The sequence below is a fragment of the Paenibacillus sp. 2TAB23 genome (assembly GCF_052115165.1).
Lineage (GTDB): Bacteria > Bacillota > Bacilli > Paenibacillales > Paenibacillaceae > Pristimantibacillus.
Genome location: NZ_JBFRGD010000004.1, coordinates 410,882 through 431,758 on the forward strand (window position 1 = coordinate 410,882; position 20,877 = coordinate 431,758).

Here is a 20,877-nt window from a genome sequence, read left to right on the forward strand (position 1 = left end):
ATTCAGCCATAAAGAACGAAGCGGACTTCTGAGCCGCTTCGTTTTTTTCTACGCACTGCAACCTGAATCCTCGTCTCTGATTTATGCGTCTTTTGCGGGACAATGTTCAAGCCTTAAGCTCTGACTCCACGTTTCCCCTAACATTTTTGCTGCAATAATCAAAAAATCTTCGCGGCTGATCTTGATCTGCCCAAAGCGGAAGCTATATCCCCAGCTGCGTTTCCCGCTCGTAAACGACAACTCGTCCAGCAGCCCGGCAATCTTAACGGTTTCGCATGGCAGGAAACGAACGGCACGACGAAATGGGACAAAGGTATCTGACATATGGAACGGATAGATCAGGTCATCACTCACCTGACCAATGGCAGTAAATGCCTGCAGCGGTTCTCCTCCATTCCTCTCTGTGCGCGGCGAATAATAAATCAGCCAATCTCCTGCTCGCATACGCTTCAAGGCTGCTTCCTTTCCGTGACATAGCTGGGCAACGCCTTCTTCAACGCCGATCCGTACATGAGATTGTGATACAACACCAATCCAAAAACGGCTTTGCTGAAGCGTATCCCCTGRTACCAACGTTAGGTGGTTTTGTTCCATCGACAACGAGAGCTGCTCCTGCCGCTCGGTACTCGTATTCATACTGGTCATGCCTCCCTTATTCCTATACTCGTTCAACTATACAAAAACGCTACTGACAACATAATGTCAGTAGCGTTTGATCATTTTATCCAGTTCCTTTCGCATACTTCTTCGGAATTCATCAGGTTCCAGCACTTCTGCGCCTGAACCAAAGCCAAGTATCCAGTGAAGCAGCTCTTCTTGTCTGCGGACACGAAAAAGAACCTCATAGCCCTCGGAGAGCCATTTGGCATCCTCCATATAATAGCTGTCAGCTTCCTTCACCCGTTCAGCCAGACTAGCTTGAAACAGAACGCGAATGAGGATGTGCCGATCATCCTTGGGCGAATAGCTATTCAGATCAAAATGCTCAGGTAGCTGGAAGGACTCATCGCTCATCACAAGGCCATCCATACGAGAAACCCGGAAATGACGAATGTCCTTTCTCCAATCACAGCTTCCGATCATCATCCAGTTTCCTTGAACCATTACGAGTCCATATGGCGAGGCTGTACGATCAGTCATACTTTCGCCATCCCAAGCGGCTTGATTGGCACGGTATGAGAAGCACACTTTCCGTCCTTCGACCATCGCCATGCGTATAATTTTGAGCGCAGCTTTTTCTTTCTCCAGCATTTCAGACTTGGACCTATTCAGCAATCGAATATTGCTGCGAAGTTTTGCTGAGTGAGCCTGCACCTGAAGCGGCAGGATGGCTTCTATTTTCCTTCGTACAGATAGAGCTGTTGCTCCATAGCCTGGATCGAAACGCTGCTCAATAAACTCTGTTCCAATCAAAAGAGCAACAGCTTCTTCTGCAGTAAAGCTGACAGGAGGAAGAAAATATCCATCCATCAAGGAATATCCAATGCCGGTTTCGCCTATAATCGGTATTCCAGCTTCACATAACGCTTGCATATCCCGATAGATCGTACGGACACTGGTTTCGAATTGCTCAGCCAAATCCTCCGCACGCTGTACCTTGCTTCTCTGAAGCTCCAATACAATCGCAAGCAGTCTTTCGGTTTTATTCATCTAATGTCTCCTGTTCAATGCATTTGTTAAATCAAAGCTATTGCGATTATATGAAAATTTGTCGCTATTCGTTGTTTAACCGGAACAAGCCGAGTATCGATATCATTTTATAGGATAACTTGGAATATGTCGATGAACTGCATACGTGAATCTCCCGTTCAAGCTGTTGACCTAAAGAGAGGTATCTTATAAGCGCTTTAAGCTTCTAAGATACCTCCTTCTCGTTTAGATTATTGACAAGCATCCATACCTGGCCATCTGGCTACTTTTCTTGTATTCCTATTTTCTTTCATGAATTAAGATATGACTAAACCACCGTCAACCCCTATAATTTGACCCGTAATCCAATCTGATTCCGAATCCGCCAAATGTATGATCCACTTTGCCACATCATCCGGCACGCCTCTTCTGCCAAGCGGGATTGCTTGACGCTCCTGCTCCTTAACGGCATGAATCTGATCGTCAGAAAGTCCCATCCGATCTCGAAGAAATGCCGTTTCTACTGGGCCGCTTGCGATTGCATTGACACGAATGCCCTTCGGTGCGAGCTCAAGCGCCCAGCAGCGCGTCAAATGTTCTACCGCAGCCTTGCTCGCAGCATAAAGTGAGATTCCTGCTGCTGCTTTGCTGCCAAATGTGCTCGAAATGTTAATGATTGTCCCTTTCGTTTTTTCAAGATAAGGAATAGCTGCAGAGGCGAGCAAGGTTGGTGCCGCGACATTCACAGCAAAAATATCATTGATCGATTTTGTATTTACTTCTGTTAGAGGCTGGATGGCGCCACCTCCAGCATTGTTAACAATTATATCAATGCGTCCCCAATACGTAATCGCGGCATCAACCGTTCTCGCTGCAGACTCCGGATCACTAGCATCTGCTACTAAAGCCTTAATATTTGCATCGCTAGCCGCTATTTCCTCCAGTGGCCCTTTTTGACGTCCTGTTATAAGCACCTTTATCCCCTTTGCAGCCAACAACCTTGCTGCTGCCAATCCGATTCCAGCACCGCCGCCTGTTATAATCGCTACTTTATTTTTATTCATGTCCTTGTCTCCTTTATAATTCATAGTATGGTTTTGAAATATCAGCGGGATAATCAGTATTCGTATATAGTTAAATATTAAATAATTAATCAGTTAATCATTATACGAATCTGTCCTTCGCAAAGGACAGACAAACTGCTCTTAATACAACTTGTTCAACAAAACCTTAAGCTGATCCTGTTCTTCCCGTGACAGTTTATTACCTACATGTTGAACAATCGTTTGCTCATATACGGGCCATACTTTGGATATGAGCTCATCGCCTTCGGGTGTTAAACGGACTAGAATCCTTCTCCTATTCGCAGGATCGAAGTTTCTTCGAATTCGTCCTGTTTGCTCCAGTGCATTCAATAAATTGCTTATATTCGCCCTCGTAACCGCAAGGTCGTCACTAAGCTCGGACGGCACCATCGCCTTTCCGCTAGACTTAAGAGCAACAAGCAAACACCAGCGACCTAGCGTCAAATCGAATTTTCCTAGCTGTTCCTCCAATTGCTGGACTAAGTGATGATTGGTTTTATACAAGGTCAGAAAAACGTTGACCGGCAATATCGGCTGTTCGAAAGGGCTCCATTTCTCGATACAACATGACCTCCTTTCATCCATTAGTTAATCAATTAACTGTTTGCCAATTAACTATAATCATAGCCGTTTCGATTGTCAAGCGTTAGCTGTCCATAAGCAAGCCTGTATCTATTCGATAGGCAGGGCTTGCTTAGTAGAACAGTCTACAGTTACTCGATAAAAAAGAGCTCTCTGTAATGATTATCGTGCAAAACTTATCCCCGTAAGCTTCTCGGTCAATACCCAAAGTCGTTTGGCAGACTGTTCATCGACAGCCCATGGCGAGACGCCAGCTATGCTATACTCATTGATTTGGTCCTTGGATACGGATGGGGCAATATCAATATTCTGACAATATACGCCTCCCATCCCAGCAAGCTGCTTACTGACTGCGCTCCAAATAATTGTAGCTGCTCCCTCCGGAATCGTTTTACGTTCTTCCGTCAATTCTGAGAAGGCGCGCTGCCCTTGTTCATCTAATGCGCCCATGCTTTTCATTTCGTCATTGGACAAATGCCTAGAGAGATCAGTAACAATCGTACCGGGATGAACAGAGAAAGCACGTACTCCAAGTGATCTCCCAATACTGTCCAGCTCTAGCGCAAACAGAGCATTTGCGGTTTTGGATTGGCCGTAAGCCTCCCATTTGCTATATGGACGATGCAGATAGTTCGGATCTTCGAAATGAAAGTCGCTCAAACGGTGACCGCCTGACGAAACAGAAATTACCCGTGCGCCGTTTGCGCGCTTCAAAGCTGGCCATAAGCGCGCAGTAAGCTGAAAATGTCCCAAATGATTAGTAGCAAGCTGCAGCTCATTCCCTCTGCTATCGCGCTGCTCGGGTATTGCCATAATACCTGCACCATTCACCAGTATATGGAGTGGACGTCCTGTTTCTACGAAACGATGAGCGAATTGATCAATCGAATCTGGATTAGAAAGATCGAGCGCTTCCAGCTCCACTCCAGGAATGCTCGCTAAAGCGTTTCTTGCTTTTCCCGGTGTCCGGGCAGGTACAATCACGTGTGCGCCCGCTGCTGCAAGCACGCGCGAAACCTCTAGACCAATGCCCGAATAGCCTCCCGTGACGATTGCGATTTTCCCGTTCAAATCCATTTCCTTCACGATATCTTCAGCTGTAGTCCGCGGTCCATATCCCGTGTGAAGCGGTATTTGTAGTGTACGTCCCTTATCGGCATATATATTCATTCATAGCCCTCCTTTAATTTACCATCCTTGATTTCCTGAAAGTGCGCAAGCTTGAACTGGATGATCTGCTTCGTAGCCTCTAATTCCCTCATTTGGCGTTCAATCTCTTGTCGGTGTTCATCCAGCAGCTCGTAACAATGCGCTTCATCATGATGGTCATAACTTTCGACATATTGCTGTATTTTTTTGAGCGGCATATTCGTCCGTTTCAGGTACGTAAGAAATCGAATACGACCGATATCCGCGTTTGTGTATAGTCGCTTCTTCCCAGCCCCTCTCTCCGGGGAGGTAACGAGCCCGATTTTCTCGTAATAGCGCAGAGTATCTGAAGATAGTCCGGTCATCTCCGACACCTCCGAAATGGTATAGCTTTGATTATCCCTATCTTTGCTCATGGATTCCTCCTCCCCACTTAGCTTGTTCTAGCACGGATACAACTATAAAGGTTGGAGCGTGCTCTAAGTCAAGTCATTGAAAAGACATAATATTAGCTTTCACTCAGCATAAGCATCTCCTCATCCCGATTGCAAACTATCCTTCATTCATGCATAGGTGCAGCGCTCCTCGCTCATAATAATTTTTTCGGAATAATTATCCACGCGGGCATCCATGAATGCCATCGTATCGAAGTAGACAGAGTAATCGATTCAGCTTATATAGGAAAATGGATTGAAAACACTCCTTTTCCATTTTTTCGCAAATTCAAACTATCAACGACCGGATATCGTAACCGCGATCATCCTATTCGAAGCTGTCACAAAAAATAGGACAACGTCGTTTTATGTTCGATTGACCAAACAACACAAATGGGAGCCATATCTATATGGCTCCATCATACTAGGAGGATTAACATGAAAATAGTCGTTATTGGCGGTACAGGCCTTATTGGATCAAAACTTGTGAGAAACCTTCGTCAGCTTGGCCATGAGGCAGTTGCTGCTTCACCGTCCGCTGGTGTCAACGCCGTTACGGGAGAAGGACTGGCTGCTGCGCTTGTTGGCGCTCAAGTAGTCGTAGATGTAGCTAACTCACCTTCGTTTGAAGACAACGCCGTTCTAGAATTTTTCGGAAAATCGACTCAAAACCTTCTTGCGGCTGAGCTTGAGGCGGGAGTGAAGCATCACGTTGCGCTATCGGTCGTGGGCACGGAACGCCTGCTCCAAAGCGGTTATTTCCGCGCAAAAATGGCACAAGAAGAGCTGATCAAAAACGCCTCGGTGCCTTATACCATCGTTCGCGCAACTCAGTTTTTCGAGTTTATCAATAGCATTGCTTATGTGTCTACCGAGGGGCAAACCGTTCGATTGCCTTCTGCTTCTGTACAACCCATTGTTTCAGGTGACGTTGCCGAAGCGCTAGTCGAGTTCACGCTTGCTGAACCTAAGAATGGCACTGTCGAGGTAGCCGGCCCCGATCGGCTCGGTCTTGACGAGCTTGTTCGCCGATTCTTGCAGGTACAGAATGATAATCGCGAGGTCATTACAGACGAGAGCGCCCGCTACTTTGGCGCAGATTTAAATGATCAATCACTCGTCCCAGGCGATAACCCGCATATCACATCAACGCATTTTGAGGATTGGCTTAGAAGCCACAAGGCATAAGTTGTTCGCTTTAACATTTAAACGCGTCGTTATAAAAAAGCTGCTTCAAAAGTAATTTCTTGAAATTCGAGTCCCTGCTTTTTATGTAAATGAGAGTAAAAAGAGCCTTCTGCTCCACTTTATGAACTGTGACCCTCTGAGGGTCACAGTTCATTTATAGTGGGGACGAGGCTCTTTTTACGCATGAAAGGGGATAAGCCGGTTCTGTCTTATCCTTTGGGTCTGCCCCTATTCAAGCCATGAAATGGTTTATTGCATAGATCATCAGCGATTAACAAGCGCAGCATTCCGTTAAAAGCCTTTCCCGCCAAGCGGACGAACTTTTATTGCGCTGGCGCCAACGATCAAATGCCGACAACTCCCAATAAGCTCACGCACTTTCTCGTTTTTCAATGATGCGGCATGCGCCTCTTCGGTCTCCCACAGCTCAGTCACCCACAAATCATCTGGATTCTCTTCAGCGGCGTGCAGAATATAATAAATGCAGCCTTCCATATCATTCAAGGTCTCGCTAGAACTCAGCATCCTATTGGCAAGCTCTTCCCGTTTGCCTGGGTGAGCGGTCAGTTTTCCGAACATCGCATATTTACTCATCATTTTCTCCCTTTCTACTTTTCAAATCCATATACATAGCTTCGTAATGTGTAAGCATGCGAGCGCTGGCATCCTTCATCCGCTGAATAAGCAGCTCCGAATCAATCTGCAACCCTGTACTGTATGGCATCAGAAAATAGGGTACATACGTGTGCAGCGTAGAGCGCTCCAAACGAAAGATGGCTTCCCCCTGCTTGCGCTCCACAAGCGCATGTCCAAATAGCCAATGCCGGCAGAGCTCGTCGAGCACCTGCTCCTTCGCTTTAATCGTTACATTCTCGAACTCCGCCGATCCGGCGGGATCATGAAGAAGGCTTCCGAGCAAGTGGTCTTTTGCCGAGAACGCAGACGGTCGCTCAAAGCTCCCGTCCGTCTCCATGAGGTCTCGAATACGATCCACCCGAAAGCTTCTCGTCTCTTGGCGGTATCCGCAATATCCAACCGTATACCAGCTTCCTTTCCAATAGACGATTCCGTAAGGATCAAAAAGCCTCGGAGGCGACTTCTCCCCTTTGCCTCGTTCGTATAGCATTTCGAGTGTTCGGCCTTTTCCTGCCGCTTCCTCAAGCATTCGTAAATAGGCTTGGTACGCACCGTCTATCGGAGGATATATGACCGATACGCCGCTGCTATGGCGCTCGAGATGGTCCAGCTGCTTCTCATTCGCATAATGCTTCAGCTTATCCATCGCTCTTGCCAAAGCATCCGTATAGGGATAACCCGCTTCCTTAGCGAATATCGATGCATGAATCAATCCTTTCTGTTCTTCAGCATCAAAGACGAGCGGAGAATCGGCGAAATGGCTTAAGATGCTATAGCCGCCATTTGGACCCGAATCCGCTACAATCGGCACTCCGCTCGCGCATAACGAATCGATGCAACGATAAACCGTTCTTACATGTATTTCCAACTCCTCTGCCAATTGCTTGGCAGTTACACGTTTGCCAGACCGAAGCAGCCACAGGATCGATAACATATTGTCCGCTTTCGTCATGATCCTTACCTTCTTTCTCGTTGTCACCCGAAACCAGACTCATAGTGAGTGATTTATTTCAATGGCTTCATCCCTTTATCCGTCCAAGTCTCATAAGTCGGGCCGTACAGCCCAGGCGGAACCAATCCCGCTTGCCTCATCAGTACCGTCATTTGGCCTCGATGATGAGCCTGATGCAGAATGGAGTACCTTATGGATTCGCCATTCCGCCATTCCTCACCTGCAATCACTTGTTTCTCATATAGATTTCTGTCCGTCCATTGCATCTGTATAGCTTCTACCATAGCAGCACTAATACGTTGGTATTCCCCTGCGATTCCCGCTGCCGAATACGATGCTGCGTCTTCTTCGTTCACACCATTGAAATCAAGGCCCAGCGCCCGCATATAATCAACTGAGGTTACGAGATGCCACGCCAGCTCTCCCAGCGTACGGCGATCATCGACAATTCGCTGACGCAACGCTTCGTCTGTCAATACAAGTAACACCCGACTCGTTAAATCCGCTTCCCTTACCCATTCTCTCACAATCGATTCTAATGTCATATCCATATCCATTCCTCCCAGTTCTTTTCATCCGCATCTTGAGTATACGCCTCAATCCCTGACAAAAACGGTCAGTCATTTCAACTTTATTTATTTTTAAAAACTGAAATTGAGTCTGGGTAGCGTTTTTGGTCGAACATAATAAAAAAACCAGCCGGAATTCCAGCTGATTATTTCATTTATATTACTATTTTCAAATAAGCAGATAATAGAATGATTATTCGATCCGCCCTCAAGAGGAACCATCGACTTACCCTGGGAAAGATCAGACCTAGCACACGCTAGACCATCATACGAATACCATTCTTTTCAAGTGTTTGAATCAAGGCCTGTGCCATAATGTCGTAACCCAGCAAATGAGGGTGAAGTCCATCGTCGGCAAGCTCACTGCGCAGCCGCAAACCATCTTCCGTTGTCATAAGAGAATGGTAATCGACATAAACAGCCTTTTCCATATCCGCCACCTCTTGCAGTTGCTGATTCACAGTGACGATGCTAGCGTTGCGTATATCATTGTTACCAGATTGCGGCATGTTGGTTGGAAGGATGGAGCAAATAATGGGAGTAATCCCATTTGCCATTGCGCTTTTCACCATTTCCCGGATATCACTGACAAGCCCCGAAATAATTTGGTCCGCTGGTTTCCGATCCTGCGCTGTCCAACCATCCAATGCCCAAAAATTATTTACGCCGATTTTAATAACAACATGTTTAGGTTTCAGCTGAATAACATCGGCTTCGAACCTTCTTAATAAATGGCTGCTGATGTCACCGCCTATACCCCTATTCACAATAAATAGCCCGCTTCGGCCAAAATAAGTATGAAGTTCCCACATATGCGTGATCGAATCCCCGATAAACACAAAATCCACGGGTACCTTATGAGCAATCAATATTTCGTTGCCAATATCAAATTCTCCTCTTCTGCTATCGGCTGCAGCTGCTGTCGCGAAAAAGCCAGGTTTTACGATTTCTATCCGATTTGTAGTCATTTCAAAAATCCTCTCCGTTTCATTTCATGTTTGAATCTTCCGAATTTTTAAGCTTTAGCAATGCTTCCACAAAATAATAATCCCCATAAATGAGCGGTGCGTCCACATAGATGTCTTTTTCAAAATATCCCGTTGCATGGAGCAGCAGCCCCTCCTCATCTGAATCCCAAGCGCCATAATTCTCATACAAAGAACGAAGGATCTCTTCTGCCGCCAGCTTATACTCATTCCCGTCCTCGACCGGAAGCAAATGAGCCAGTTCCAATAAACCTGAAGCAGCAATTGCAGCTGCGGAGGAATCTCTAGGGACCGTGTTGCTGACCTCCGGCAACCGAAAATCCCAATAAGGCACTTTATCCGCTGGCAGATGATCGATAAAAAATCTCGCGATCCGCTTGGCAGCTTCCACATAATCCTGTTTCCCTGTATAGGAATAGCACTGCGCAAATCCATACAATGCCCACGCCGCACCTCTTGACCATGCCGAATCCTTGGCATATCCTTGTCCTGCTAGTGCCCCAATTCGCTCGCCTGTCCCCGGATCGAAACTAACGATATGGTGAACGGAACCGTCGGCAAGGACAAATTCTCGAAGCACCGTATCTGCATGAAGGATTGCAATGTGCCGATAGCGAGGATCCTCGATCTCCTGGGATGCCCAGTAGAGAAGCGGCAGATTCATCAGGCAATCAATAATCGCCCAACCGCTGTGATCCTCTCCTCCCCAGTTCGGCCATGCGCGGATAAACCCGCCTGCTGGATTAAACCTTCCTGCGAGCAAGCTTGCAGCCATTAACGCATGCCGCTTCGCCTCCTCGTCTTGCAAAATAAGATATTGATTCATACTGCTTAAGCCGAACATGAAACCTACATCATGATGCAAGTGATCAAATTCCCAGAGCGTCTGACTGATTTGCCGTTCGCATTCCACGGCAATTTGCTTGAATTGATCATTTTTCGTTTCCCGATAAATGAGCCAAAGCAGCCCAGGCCAAAAGCCTGCTATCCAATCATGCGGTAGACTTCGCTCGTAACGACCATCTGCCGAGCCATTCGGAAACGACGCCCCTAAGGAATCGCTCGTTCGATCCATTTTAAGAATGATTTTCTGCCAAGCTTGTTCAACCCAATCCAACTTTGTGCTCAACTAAATCCTCCCCCTATGGTTGTGTTACATAGAACACTATCTTTTTCGATAGATTTCAGGCGTCACACCATAATATTTCTTAAACGTTCTAATGAAATGCTGAGAGCTTTGATACCCTACCCGTTCCGTGATCTCATAGATTCTAAAGGACGATTGCTCTAATAAAATCTTTGCTTTCTCCATACGGGCACGCAGGATGTATTCGCTTAAATTCTCTCCTGTAATTTCCTTATAGATTTGAGATAAGTAGATCGCATTCAAGTAAACGGAATCTCCGATTGATTGGAGCGTCACATCTGTCCCTAGATTCTGCTCAATATACGAGTGAACTTTGTTCACCAACTGGCGGTGATTATCATCGATTAGCAGAGACCCCTCATCGAATAATGCATCTAGAATGACGAGACTCCAAGTTTTCAAAAGCTTTGCTGAATGAATCACATTGTGTTCGGCACGACTGGAAGCCGTTCCGACGATATCCTCCAGCACTTTTCCATTCTTGTGTGCGAGGTATGTAAAACTGCTTAACAAATGCAAGTATGCTTCACGCAGATGCGCTTGTGAATCGGATTGTGAATGCTCTAGCTCACAAAATATGTCCGATAGTTTATGATTCAGCTTATCCCGATCCCGGGTATCCATTAGCCGAATGAGCAATGGTTGCTCGTATAGCGAGCGTAAAGGCTTCATGGCCCGATCGGTGCCTAGCTGTGGTGCTGAAATGATCATTCCCCGCTGCTGATTGGACCTCATTAGCATGGACATGAGGGAAGAATAGGCAGCATGAATCTCCTCGGGAAATTGCGCCGGATTGGAAATATAGGTCGTTATTTGTCCTTTTAAATAATCATCCACATTTTCTGTAAGCTTATTGGCTAAAGAGAGCCATATATGCTCCTGTTCTGAATCCCACTGTGCGATCGGTTTCTCTTCTTTTGTCTTTGGAAGCAGCAGTATGATCAAATGTCCCTGCGGCGTTTTGCATCCCCAAATATGAAAGGAAACAGAAAATAGCTCCTCCGCCATATTCAGAACGGCAAACTGAAACAGCTTCATATCAGCCGCGCCATAAGATTCGTAGAAATAAGGATCTAGTTTGATGGCTACCATCTTCACCTGTTGACCGTATGGGAAGGGAATCCGATACATTTCAAGCTTATCTGTTAGTTGATTAATCGATATATCCGCATGATGCAGCAGGTCAAGAAGTAGATTCTCTCTCAATAAAGGAAGGTTCTGGTGAACAATGGAGGTTGCATATTCAAAAATTTGATGCTGCTGACGCTCGTTGCGGCGTTTATCCACGATCTTACTAATTGCATCTAATAAAACTTCATCACGGACCGGTTTGATGAAGTAATAGATGGCATGAAGTTCGATCGCTTGTTTGGCATATTCGAATTCTGCATATCCGGTGAGCAGGATGCAATCGATTTTCTTCTTCTGTTCATTGACGAATTGAATGAGCTCCAGCCCAGATATGCCTGGCATACGGATATCCGTTATCAAGATATCAATCGCGTGAGTTTGAATGATTTCTAACGCGACATGGCCACTATAAGCCGTATGGATCTGTGAGATTCCATATTGCTCCCATGGCATCGTTGTAGCCAAAGAATCCACTTGGTGCTTCTGATCATCCACGATTAATAATGAAATCATACGTTTCACTCCTTCTCGACTATTTCCCAATAAAGCTCAATTCGTAAACCGCCCAGAGCAGAGTGATCGATATGAATGCCGGAATGCTCCCCAAAATAATACTTTAAGCGATGATTTACATTCCAAAGCCCTGTCCTCTTCGTAATATTAACCTCTTGCCCAATGGTTTGGCGAAGCCTTTGCAGCGCATCAGAAGTCAGTCCTGTTCCATTATCTTCGATAATCAACCTCGAAATCGGACCTTCCCGTCCTAAGATTGTAATCAGTCCTTCTTCCAGCCGTTCTTCCAAGCCATGGACGATTGCATTTTCTATGATGGGTTGGACGAGAAGTCTCGGAATTTGCATGTCCAGCATGTTATCCGGAATCGTGATCGTGTATTCCAGCTTATCAAGCTGAGAATTCATGATGTCTAAATAGCTTATAGCGAGTTCGATTTCCTGCCGCAGAGTAGCCACAAGTGATTCATTTCGTGTCGTATATTTGTAATAGTCACCCAAATTGTGCGCCATCGCAATGACCGATTGGTTTTTGTTCATTTTCGCCATATTCACGATGTAAGCCAAACAGTTATACAGAAAATGCGGATTAATCTGCGATTGCAGCTGCTTCATGACAGCCTCTCTGGAACGAACCTCCTCCGTATAAACACGTTTAAGCAGTTGATCGATTTCTATCGACATTCCGTTAAACGAATCGAAGAGCTGCTGGAACTCGTTTTTTCGACGGTTTTTAATTTGATAGGCGAAATTTTTATTTTTGATATGCTCGACGCCGCGAATTAACATACGGATAGGTACTTGGATATGAGAGTACAGTAACAATGCTGACACGATTCCGAATAGGAATAAGAGTAATAGGATGACATAAAATAGATTTCTACTGAGCACAACCGGCTGCAAGATTTGGTCCAATGGTTCGATGTCCACAAGGCTCCATTCCATCTTGGTGGATCTCAATGTATAAAGCAGATATTTTTTCCCGTCAATTTTTACAATGTTGCGAGATTTGTCTGTGCTCGTATATTGATCAACCGGATATGTCTCCATTACTTGTTGAATCAGCTTAGTGTTCGCTTTGCTGCTGTATACCGCCTCGCTTGGGCTATGGTAGAAAAAGGCATCGCTATGACCAGCCAATGTGAATCCATCCAGCAAATTGGTAATATTTTGCGTAAAGAAATCAACGCGGACAACAAGATCGGCATTCATGAGATTGTCAGGATTAACTTGATAAGGTGAAACAAAATATCTGGAGAACGCATCCATGTGTACGCCGTTGACATCCACCTTGTTCAGCTTCCAATTCGGTGTGTATTGCCACTCTACTTCCCTTTCACCAAAAGTTGCGGAGGACATCGTAGATAACGATAGATCGCTCTTGGGAAAATAAATAGAAATGATATTCATAACTTGATTCGTAATGCTGAACAATCTGAGCTTGCTCTGAATCGATTGAATGATGTTTTGCCGATCGTATCCAGTTTGCGGCAAATTTCCAAAGGACACGTTGCGTATTTCGGGATCCTTCGCAGCCAATGTCGCATACATCATATTTTGATCCAGCAGTCGTTCTATATCATTCAGAAAGTAGGATAATTTCTCTTCATTTCTAGTATTAATCTGCTCTTCAATCACGCTTACGCTCTGTTGATTCGTATACGTAAACAACCCGATAATCGGTGTCAAGATTAATACGATAAGTAGAATGACCTTGGTGATGACATTCAAGGATCGCGCCTCCTCACTCCATTTCCTACTATTGTAGCATGAGAGCAGGCTATTCTTTCACCGAACCTAACGTCATTCCCTTCACAAAATATTTTTGCAGAAATGGATAGACGAGCAAGATCGGAAGCGTTCCGATAAAGATGAGTGCAGACTTTAACGAGCGTTCCGATAGATTCTCGAGATCGGATGGGTTGAGTCCTATCTGCGTATAATCGAAGCCTGCAATCAAAGCCTGCAGAAAGGTAGCCAACGGAATTTTATCTGCCTGATTCATATAAATCATGCCATCAAACCAAGAATTCCAATGAAAGACCATCGTGAATAGAGAGAGTGTGGCAATCGAAGGCAAGGAGATCGGGAAGAAAATAGTGAATAACACGCGGAAATGTCCCGCTCCATCAATCGCCGCAGCCTCCTCCAGCTCTTTGGGGATGCCCCGGAAAAAATTCATCATGAGTACCACGTTGAATACATTGACCGCAACAGGCAGGATTAACGCCCATAACGTATTCATTAAGCCTGCCTTTTGCACGACAAGATAAGTCGGAATCAGTCCGCCGTGAAAGAGCATCGTGAATACAAAAAACCAAGCGTATACGGTTCTGCCACGGAAATACAGATTATCTTTGGACATCGAATAGGCAGCCAACATCGTAAGTGTCATGGAGAGAAGCGTTCCTAATACCGTTCTTAGAAAACTAACTCTGAACGCAATTAGAAAATTATTGCTGTTCAGCGCTTTCTCATAGGCGTCCAGGGTGAATCCAATTGGCCATAGCTTGACCAAAAAAGAAGTCGTCGCATAATTCGAGCTTAACGATACAGCCAGAACGTGAATCATCGGAAGTATGCAGAGCAAGGCAACAATCGATAAAAACACATTGTTCGAATACTGAAACAATCGATTAGAAATTTTAGGTTTGAGCATCGTTTTATATCCTCTCAGAAAATCCTGTAATTGGCATATTTAGAGGCTAATTTATAGGTTGTAGCAATCAATATGAATCCAATGACCGATTTGAAAAAGCCAACCGCCGTAGCCAAGCTGAATGAGCCTTGCAATAGACCTACGCGGTACACGTAAGTGTCGATAATATCGCCTTTTTGGTAAACGAGCGGATTGTACATATTGTAGACTTGATCAAAGCCTGCATTCAGGATATTGCCTAAGGATAAAGTAGCAATTACGATTGCAATGGGGATGACAGCCGGGATCGTAATGTGAATCGCCTTCTTGAAATTGTTGGCGCCGTCGATATCGGCAGCTTCATAAAGACTCTGGTTAATTCCTGTCATGGCAGCCAAATAAATGATCGTACCGAAGCCGAATTCCTTCCATACATCACTCGTAACTAGGGTGAACCGAAACCACTCCCCGCTGCCCAGAAAAAAGATGCGATTAAGGCCAAGCCCTTCGAGCAATTGATTGATCAAACCGTTAGTAGCGAGCAAATCTGTTAAAATGCCTCCGAGTATAACCCAATTCAAAAAATGCGGCAAATAAATAAGCGATTGAATCGTTCTTTTGAACAGCATGACCCGCACTTCGTTAAGGAACAAAGAGAATGCAAAGGGAACGATCGCACCAACGATGATCTTAAACACGGCAATGATGAAGGTATTCCAGATCACCTGTAAAGCCGTTGGGTCATTAAACATAAATTTAAAGTGCTTCAGGCCAACGAAGGGTGACTTCAAGATGCCAAGCCAGGGCTTAAAATCCTCGAAACCGATCAGGAACCCAGCCATCGGAATGTAATTGAAGACGATTAATAATAAGACTGAAGGCAGCAGAAAGATATGGAGCGGCCATGTTTTTCGAAAATACATTTTCATCCCGTAATTCTCCCATCGATGCTTGATTATGAATAAGCAAATGCGGAGTGAAATCGTTAGCCTTGCACTCCGCATTTACTCCTTAATCATGTACGTTTTGTCACTTCATACTCGTAACGGCTTCATTCACTTCTTTGGTAATTTGCATACCGCCTTGATCATTCCATTGCTTAACGAAGGTATCGAAATAATCCAATGGTTGTTTGCCGTAAATGATTTGCAGGAACGTTTGCTCTTCTAATGTAGAGAGCTGATCCCACTTCTCTTTCATGGTTGCGGTATTCGCACCGTAAAACCCGCTCGGCACGTCTTGGGCAAGCTGCTCATACGCTACGGCGAAGCCGTCAATTGTCAATTTACCATTGCTTGCTGCTAGCTTCTGCTCAAAAACATTATCTAATTGTCCTGATGCCACGCGCTGATAAATATTCGGGCCTTCCATGACGTTGGTAGGGGATGTTCCCGATGCAGGAGAAAGCATTAAATATGCATTTAGACTCACGGTGCCATCCGGAATGTCTTTCCATTCGGGCTTGCCGTCTTTCATCACATAGTCATACCCTTCGCCGTAACCTTTATCGAACGGACATTTCGGGTCCTCGATCGCGCAGCCATACAACGTATCCCAATATTTGAAGATTGCTTCCATTTGGGTAAAGTCTTTGCTAAATACATAGGTGCCATAGGATGGCAAGGATGCTTGCCGCCCCACCTCGCCATTCACGCCTGCCGGAAGTGGATAAGGCTTAATGACAAGCGCCTGATTCGTCTTCTCTGCTTCCGCAACCGCGGTGCCAATCGGCCAGCCTCCGGACCATCCGGGTGCAAATGCGATGCCGGCTTTGCCCGACGTGAAATCTGCCATCGCTTTAGCAGCATCCTGCGTTCCAAAATCAGGGCTTAAATATCCTTTAGCGAACCAATCCTTGAGCTTCCCAAGGCCATCTTTGACGCCTGCAAGGGTTGATCCGTATTGCAAGCTGCCGCTTGCGTCCTTGATCCATAAATAGGGCTGATCCTGGCCGAATATAAATGAAGTATCAGCCATGTAGTTGCTTGTAGGGTGATAATAGCCCGTATTCCCACCCAATGCCAATCCGTACGTATCGTTTTTGTTATTTCCATCTGGATCCTGATTAGTGAACGCTTCCATAACCGCATCAAATTCCGCAATGTTGGTAGGAACCTTCAAACCTAGCTTATCCAGCCAATCCTGCCGGACCCACATCACTGTAGCTCCTACGATGCCATTGGATATTGTCGGCAATCCATATACTTTGCCGTTTCGTTTAACCGAATTCCAAATTTCCGGGTTTTTGATATAGGAGTCTTTGACTCTCTCCGTTGCATATTTTTCGAAAGCCTCGTCGATCGACTGAATTTTGCCTGAGGCAACTAGATCCTCGAATAAAGTTCCTGATACAGAAAGGACATCCGGCAGCTCTTCTCCGCTAGTCATCGCTAGGCGCACCTTCGTCTCCAAGGAATCGGTAACGACCCATTTATACTTCGTGACGATTCCAAGATTATCACTAAACCAGCGGGAGATTGGGTTATCTTCCGGTGTATCTCCATTCCGCAGCTTATCCGAGGGCTTCAATTGAAGCGCTGCCGTTATCGTTACCGGCGGATCAAATTTCGTCCGGTCATTTGGCTGCGGAGCGACCGTCGGTTCTTCCTGATTCGAGCTTGTTGGACTAGCACTTGCCGATGGTTGAACTTCAGCTGGCTCTCCATTATTCGTACCATTCGAACACGCGACTACCATGCCCATGCTTAAAATAATGCTTATGATTACTGCTAATAACTTTCGCTGCCCTTTCATCGTACTCCCCCTCATTTATGTTCCTTACCCTTTCTATTATTCCATCCGCACTGCTTGAATGAAATGATCCGATTTCAAGATCATGAACTTCTCTAAATAAGAAATGCCCCCCTAAGGGAGCACAAGTGTACAAATCTGCCGATTTAGCGCTTGATGGACATGGAGAATGGCAAATCTTCATCCTTTCTGTCATTATTCCAATCTACGGGAACGTCCATTAGCTCAAAACGGATGTGAGCCCCATTCCTAAGTTTATCGTGAGACAAATAAAGCTGAGAATGCGGTTCATTGTTCAGACGGATATTCTTGACGTATGGTTTGCCTTCGGTAGCCCCGTTTGTTTCAATGATTACTTGCTTACCGTTCTCTAATTGTATAATCATTCGCTCGAATAATGGACTACCTATAACATATTCCGGAACGCCTGGGCATAAAGGATACATCCCCATGCTTGCGAAAATATACCATGCACACAAGCTGCCATTGTCCTCATCGCCGGGAAGGCCTTCAGACGTTGCATCGAACAGCTCCTCAGCCGTTTTTCTAACCCAATATTGCGTCTTTGCAGGGGCTCCAATTGCCGCAAACAGATATGGAATATGAAAGCTTGGCTGATTGCTGATCGCAAATTGCCCGAAGTCGATGGAAGCCATCTCCGACATCTCATGAATTTCAAATCCATAGCTGCCCGTTTTAAATGCAGGTGCAGCGTTCATAAGCGCAGTCAGCCTTTCCAAAAGAACCTCCCTGCCTCCCATAAGATTGGCCAGCCCCATAATGTCATGCTGCACAGACCAACTGCACTGCCAAGCCCCTCCTTCGCAATAGGAACCTCCCCACTCTAACGGATCGAATGATTCAAGCCAGCATCCGTCAGCCTTTTTCCCTCTCATAAACCCAACTGAGGGATCTAGCAAATGTTTATAATTTCTCGATCTCTGTATCAATAAGTCATACTCCTCTGGCTTGCCAATCTCTTTTGCTAATTGAGCAACGCAAAAATCACCATACGCATAATCTAACGTATTGCTTACACTCTCATGAAAGTGGTCTGCCGGCAAATAGCCATATCGGTTATAGGCATCAGAGCCCTTCCTGCCAAAACGAGAATCCTCAGCGGCGTGAAGAGCATGCTTGAGCAAGCCTTCGTATGCAGCGTGTTTATCAAAGCCCTCAATGCCTTTGGCATAAGCGTCTGCGATAACGGCATCGATTAACGTGCCCGGCATGGCGCTGCGTTCTCCGGGCGAAGACCACTTGGGCATCCAGCCGCCTTCCTTATATGCATTCACATAACCTTCCAGCATCTCACCTAAGCGAGTAGGGAATAGCAAACTGAACAACGGGTAAGAGGTACGATAGGTATCCCAGAAGCCATTATCACAATACATTGGCCCTTCCATAATCTTTCCATTGTAAGGGCTATAATGAATTTTTCTTTCATCCTCTGTATATTCATGCCATATTCTAGGAAACAAGCATACGCGGTACAAGCAGGTATAAAAGGTCCTTTTTTTGTCCTCGTCACGGTCCTCGATTCGAATGCGGCCCAGCGTGTCTTCCCAGCTTTTATTCGCGTCCGACCTGACTTCCTCGAAGCTTCTCGAACCAACCTCCACGTTAAGATTCGCCTGAGCTTGCTCCAAGCTAACAAAGGAGGTGCCTATTTTCAGTATCGACTGACCCGATTCTGGCAGCTGTAATCCAATGAATGCACCTATGCTCTCTCCTTCCTCAAACAATCGATATGATGCAGCTCCTTCTTTATCAAACACACCGCTGGCTTGCACATCCAACTCGCAATCAAATTCCATAACAAAGTACATCGCGAAATTGTCCGGTACCCCGCCTGAATTCGCTCTTGTATATCCTGACAGCCTTCTTCCATCACAGTCAATCTTCATGGATGATGCACCTGCAAACGGTGCTACCACGAGTCTTGCCCCTATTCGCTCATCGAATGCCAAGCGTATTATCGCACATCTTTCCGTTGGGCTAAGCTCAAGATTCGCGCGGTATCGCTCCATGCGTATCCTGAAATAATCTGGCTTGATTACAAGCTCATCTCTCCGAAAAGAGGAGGAGCGCTTGGAAGCAGCTAATACAAGCGGTCCTGATTGCGGCATGATGGTCAAATGACCATAATCACCAATCCATGGACTAGGCTGGTGAGTCAGCCGCAGACCTTCAAAGTGTCGGTGCGAGGGGTGAAAAAACCATCCGCCTCCCGCTTCATTTGTTTGTGCGCTCCACGCGGCCATTCCAAAAGGACGTGCTACTAAAGGTAGCGTATTCCCATTGGAGAAATTAAAGGTTGATGCTGTTCCTTGAAGCGGGTTAACATACTGTAATAAACGTTCCATCATGAAAACATCCTTTCTGTTACAATGGTTTGATCCACATTGTAATCAAAAAACGGATGTGTATCTTATCAAAATTATGCTCTTTCTCTCATAATTTAAGATTTTAAGTTATGATAACGATATAAATCCCATTAAAGTGAGTGATACAATGGTCCCCTTCAACCTGCCGGGTGATTTAGAGCTTCATGGAAGCTTCCCCTTTACCTTCAAAATTCACAAACTGACGACTGATATTCCTCCTCATACTCACAATTTCATTGAATATACTTTTGTCATCTTTGGCAGAGGCATCGAGATTATCAATGGCGTCGAGCGAAATATACAAGCAGGTACCTTTACGCTATTGTTACCGCATCAAGTGCATCAGCTTAAGATTCATCCTGGCGAAGAGCTTCATCTATATATCGGCGCTATCGGATTGCAAGCTTTGTTTGGCTCCGATGAATCAGCTGCCGCTCTTCATGAGCTTCTTCTTCGCTCCGGCATGGAGGGAGATCCCTCCTATGCGCTAAGTGACATGCTCATTGCCGATTTGCTCCCTCTCTTTGCCAACATGCATGCCGAAGTACAAAGCTCGCAAGCCTGGAGCCAATTGATGTTCAAAACGAAATTAATGGAAGTATTGATCATCCTGAATCGCTACGTCTTTCGTATAAATGACGTTGGAACAGTGATTAGGCACGTCAACAAAAAAGGAAAAATACGAGAGGTTATTCTCTACGTTTATCAAAACTATCGCGAGGATATAAGTCTCGTAATGCTAGCTGAGCGCTTTCATCTCAGTGTCCCACATATTAGCGCATCCTTCCGACTTTTCAGCGGAGACAATTTCCACAGTTTTTTGGAAAAGATTAGAATATCACATGCTTGCAGTTTACTGGTCTCAAGCATAGAATCAGTAACCGTGATTTGCTATGAAGTTGGATTTTCTTCCTATTCTACCTTCTGCCGCGTATTTCAAGCACGGCTGGGCATGTCCGCTACCTCGTACCGTAAGCTGTATCAAAACATGTGATGTGAAAAACAAACATTTTATAGCAATTAGCGATGTTTAAAAGTATTTAACTGACGATACTATGACTATTTGCCGTCAATGACGAAAAAAAAGAAGCTGGACCGATT

Annotated in this window: 19 protein-coding genes; 2 read left to right on the top strand and 17 right to left on the bottom strand. The window is 45.4% G+C overall.

The window, feature by feature from the left end; genetic code table 11:
- Window positions 1-81: 81 nt before the first annotated feature.
- The 6 genes from AB4Z29_RS09270 to AB4Z29_RS09295 form a co-directional block, all read right to left on the bottom strand.
- On the bottom strand, window positions 82-594 hold the full coding sequence (locus AB4Z29_RS09270) for an EVE domain-containing protein (protein WP_441942825.1): 513 nt from the start codon (window positions 592-594) through the stop codon (window positions 82-84).
- 108 nt (window positions 595-702) lie between these two features.
- Window positions 703-1,650, bottom strand: a complete 948-nt coding sequence (locus AB4Z29_RS09275) for a helix-turn-helix transcriptional regulator (protein WP_441942763.1) — start codon at window positions 1,648-1,650, stop codon at window positions 703-705.
- A gap of 296 nt (window positions 1,651-1,946) precedes the next feature.
- Window positions 1,947-2,693, bottom strand: a complete 747-nt coding sequence (locus AB4Z29_RS09280; protein ID WP_441942764.1) for an SDR family NAD(P)-dependent oxidoreductase — start codon at window positions 2,691-2,693, stop codon at window positions 1,947-1,949.
- 141 nt (window positions 2,694-2,834) lie between these two features.
- Window positions 2,835-3,158 carry a MarR family winged helix-turn-helix transcriptional regulator gene (locus AB4Z29_RS09285; RefSeq protein ID WP_441942765.1) on the bottom strand — a complete coding sequence of 108 codons (324 nt, stop codon included), beginning with the start codon at window positions 3,156-3,158 and terminating at the stop codon, window positions 2,835-2,837.
- A 300-nt stretch (window positions 3,159-3,458) separates the two neighbouring features.
- Complete coding sequence (locus tag AB4Z29_RS09290) at window positions 3,459-4,466, bottom strand: oxidoreductase (RefSeq protein ID WP_441942766.1); 1,008 nt, start codon at window positions 4,464-4,466, stop codon at window positions 3,459-3,461.
- On the bottom strand, window positions 4,463-4,861 hold the full coding sequence (locus tag AB4Z29_RS09295) for a MerR family transcriptional regulator (protein ID WP_441942767.1): 399 nt from the start codon (window positions 4,859-4,861) through the stop codon (window positions 4,463-4,465). The genes AB4Z29_RS09290 and AB4Z29_RS09295 overlap by 4 nt, the downstream gene beginning before the upstream one ends.
- A 456-nt stretch (window positions 4,862-5,317) precedes the next feature.
- Here AB4Z29_RS09295 and AB4Z29_RS09300 point away from each other — a divergent pair, with 456 nt between their 5' ends.
- Window positions 5,318-6,067 (top strand): SDR family oxidoreductase, encoded by a 750-nt coding sequence (locus AB4Z29_RS09300; protein ID WP_441942768.1) that lies wholly within the window; start codon window positions 5,318-5,320, stop codon window positions 6,065-6,067.
- 291 nt (window positions 6,068-6,358) lie between these two features.
- Here AB4Z29_RS09300 and AB4Z29_RS09305 read toward each other — a convergent pair whose 3' ends face one another.
- The 11 genes from AB4Z29_RS09305 to AB4Z29_RS09355 form a co-directional block, all read right to left on the bottom strand.
- On the bottom strand, window positions 6,359-6,664 hold the full coding sequence (locus tag AB4Z29_RS09305; RefSeq protein WP_441942769.1) for a putative quinol monooxygenase: 306 nt from the start codon (window positions 6,662-6,664) through the stop codon (window positions 6,359-6,361).
- Window positions 6,654-7,655 (bottom strand): helix-turn-helix transcriptional regulator, encoded by a 1,002-nt coding sequence (locus AB4Z29_RS09310; protein WP_441942770.1) that lies wholly within the window; start codon window positions 7,653-7,655, stop codon window positions 6,654-6,656. The genes AB4Z29_RS09305 and AB4Z29_RS09310 overlap by 11 nt, the downstream gene beginning before the upstream one ends.
- 53 nt (window positions 7,656-7,708) lie before the next feature.
- The gene (locus AB4Z29_RS09315; RefSeq protein WP_441942771.1) at window positions 7,709-8,206 is read right to left on the bottom strand and encodes a DinB family protein; all 498 of its coding nucleotides are present in this window, start codon (window positions 8,204-8,206) and stop codon (window positions 7,709-7,711) included.
- A 275-nt stretch (window positions 8,207-8,481) separates the two neighbouring features.
- Entirely contained in the window at window positions 8,482-9,192 is a 711-nt protein-coding gene (locus tag AB4Z29_RS09320; protein WP_441942772.1) for a GDSL-type esterase/lipase family protein, read from the bottom strand.
- A 19-nt stretch (window positions 9,193-9,211) separates the two neighbouring features.
- Window positions 9,212-10,339: a glycoside hydrolase family 88 protein gene (locus AB4Z29_RS09325; protein WP_441942773.1), complete on the bottom strand. Its 1,128-nt coding sequence runs from the start codon at window positions 10,337-10,339 to the stop codon at window positions 9,212-9,214.
- A 36-nt stretch (window positions 10,340-10,375) separates the two neighbouring features.
- Complete coding sequence (locus tag AB4Z29_RS09330; protein WP_441942774.1) at window positions 10,376-12,001, bottom strand: response regulator transcription factor; 1,626 nt, start codon at window positions 11,999-12,001, stop codon at window positions 10,376-10,378.
- Window positions 12,002-12,006: 5 nt separating this feature from the next.
- On the bottom strand, window positions 12,007-13,731 hold the full coding sequence (locus AB4Z29_RS09335; RefSeq protein ID WP_441942775.1) for a sensor histidine kinase: 1,725 nt from the start codon (window positions 13,729-13,731) through the stop codon (window positions 12,007-12,009).
- Between the two features lie 49 nt (window positions 13,732-13,780).
- A complete protein-coding gene (locus AB4Z29_RS09340; protein WP_441942776.1) occupies window positions 13,781-14,659 on the bottom strand; it encodes a carbohydrate ABC transporter permease in 879 nt (292 codons plus the stop codon).
- Window positions 14,660-14,673: 14 nt separating this feature from the next.
- Entirely contained in the window at window positions 14,674-15,567 is an 894-nt protein-coding gene (locus AB4Z29_RS09345) for an ABC transporter permease (protein ID WP_441942777.1), read from the bottom strand.
- 100 nt (window positions 15,568-15,667) lie between these two features.
- On the bottom strand, window positions 15,668-17,392 hold the full coding sequence (locus AB4Z29_RS09350; protein ID WP_441942778.1) for an extracellular solute-binding protein: 1,725 nt from the start codon (window positions 17,390-17,392) through the stop codon (window positions 15,668-15,670).
- A gap of 143 nt (window positions 17,393-17,535) precedes the next feature.
- Window positions 17,536-19,758, bottom strand: coding sequence for a GH92 family glycosyl hydrolase (locus AB4Z29_RS09355; RefSeq protein ID WP_441942779.1), 2,223 nt, complete (start codon window positions 19,756-19,758; stop codon window positions 17,536-17,538).
- A gap of 145 nt (window positions 19,759-19,903) precedes the next feature.
- Between AB4Z29_RS09355 and AB4Z29_RS09360 the strand changes: the two genes are divergently transcribed.
- Entirely contained in the window at window positions 19,904-20,770 is an 867-nt protein-coding gene (locus AB4Z29_RS09360) for an AraC family transcriptional regulator (RefSeq protein WP_441942780.1), read from the top strand.
- Window positions 20,771-20,877: the final 107 nt, after the last annotated feature.

What these genes read in the sequence shown, in the direction of transcription:
- AB4Z29_RS09315 (WP_441942771.1), bottom strand. Translation starts at nt 8,206, where the DNA reads ATGGATATGACATTAGAATCGATTGTGAGAGAATGGGTAAGGGAAGCG.
- AB4Z29_RS09300 (WP_441942768.1), top strand. Translation starts at nt 5,318, where the DNA reads ATGAAAATAGTCGTTATTGGCGGTACAGGCCTTATTGGATCAAAACTT.
- AB4Z29_RS09305 (WP_441942769.1), bottom strand. Translation starts at nt 6,664, where the DNA reads ATGATGAGTAAATATGCGATGTTCGGAAAACTGACCGCTCACCCAGGC.
- AB4Z29_RS09330 (WP_441942774.1), bottom strand. Translation starts at nt 12,001, where the DNA reads ATGATTTCATTATTAATCGTGGATGATCAGAAGCACCAAGTGGATTCT.
- AB4Z29_RS09275 (WP_441942763.1), bottom strand. Translation starts at nt 1,650, where the DNA reads ATGAATAAAACCGAAAGACTGCTTGCGATTGTATTGGAGCTTCAGAGA.
- AB4Z29_RS09355 (WP_441942779.1), bottom strand. Translation starts at nt 19,758, where the DNA reads ATGATGGAACGTTTATTACAGTATGTTAACCCGCTTCAAGGAACAGCA.
- AB4Z29_RS09360 (WP_441942780.1), top strand. Translation starts at nt 19,904, where the DNA reads ATGGTCCCCTTCAACCTGCCGGGTGATTTAGAGCTTCATGGAAGCTTC.
- AB4Z29_RS09345 (WP_441942777.1), bottom strand. Translation starts at nt 15,567, where the DNA reads ATGAAAATGTATTTTCGAAAAACATGGCCGCTCCATATCTTTCTGCTG.
- AB4Z29_RS09295 (WP_441942767.1), bottom strand. Translation starts at nt 4,861, where the DNA reads ATGAGCAAAGATAGGGATAATCAAAGCTATACCATTTCGGAGGTGTCG.
- AB4Z29_RS09340 (WP_441942776.1), bottom strand. Translation starts at nt 14,659, where the DNA reads ATGCTCAAACCTAAAATTTCTAATCGATTGTTTCAGTATTCGAACAAT.
- AB4Z29_RS09320 (WP_441942772.1), bottom strand. Translation starts at nt 9,192, where the DNA reads ATGACTACAAATCGGATAGAAATCGTAAAACCTGGCTTTTTCGCGACA.
- AB4Z29_RS09350 (WP_441942778.1), bottom strand. Translation starts at nt 17,392, where the DNA reads ATGAAAGGGCAGCGAAAGTTATTAGCAGTAATCATAAGCATTATTTTA.
- AB4Z29_RS09280 (WP_441942764.1), bottom strand. Translation starts at nt 2,693, where the DNA reads ATGAATAAAAATAAAGTAGCGATTATAACAGGCGGCGGTGCTGGAATC.
- AB4Z29_RS09310 (WP_441942770.1), bottom strand. Translation starts at nt 7,655, where the DNA reads ATGACGAAAGCGGACAATATGTTATCGATCCTGTGGCTGCTTCGGTCT.
- AB4Z29_RS09290 (WP_441942766.1), bottom strand. Translation starts at nt 4,466, where the DNA reads ATGAATATATATGCCGATAAGGGACGTACACTACAAATACCGCTTCAC.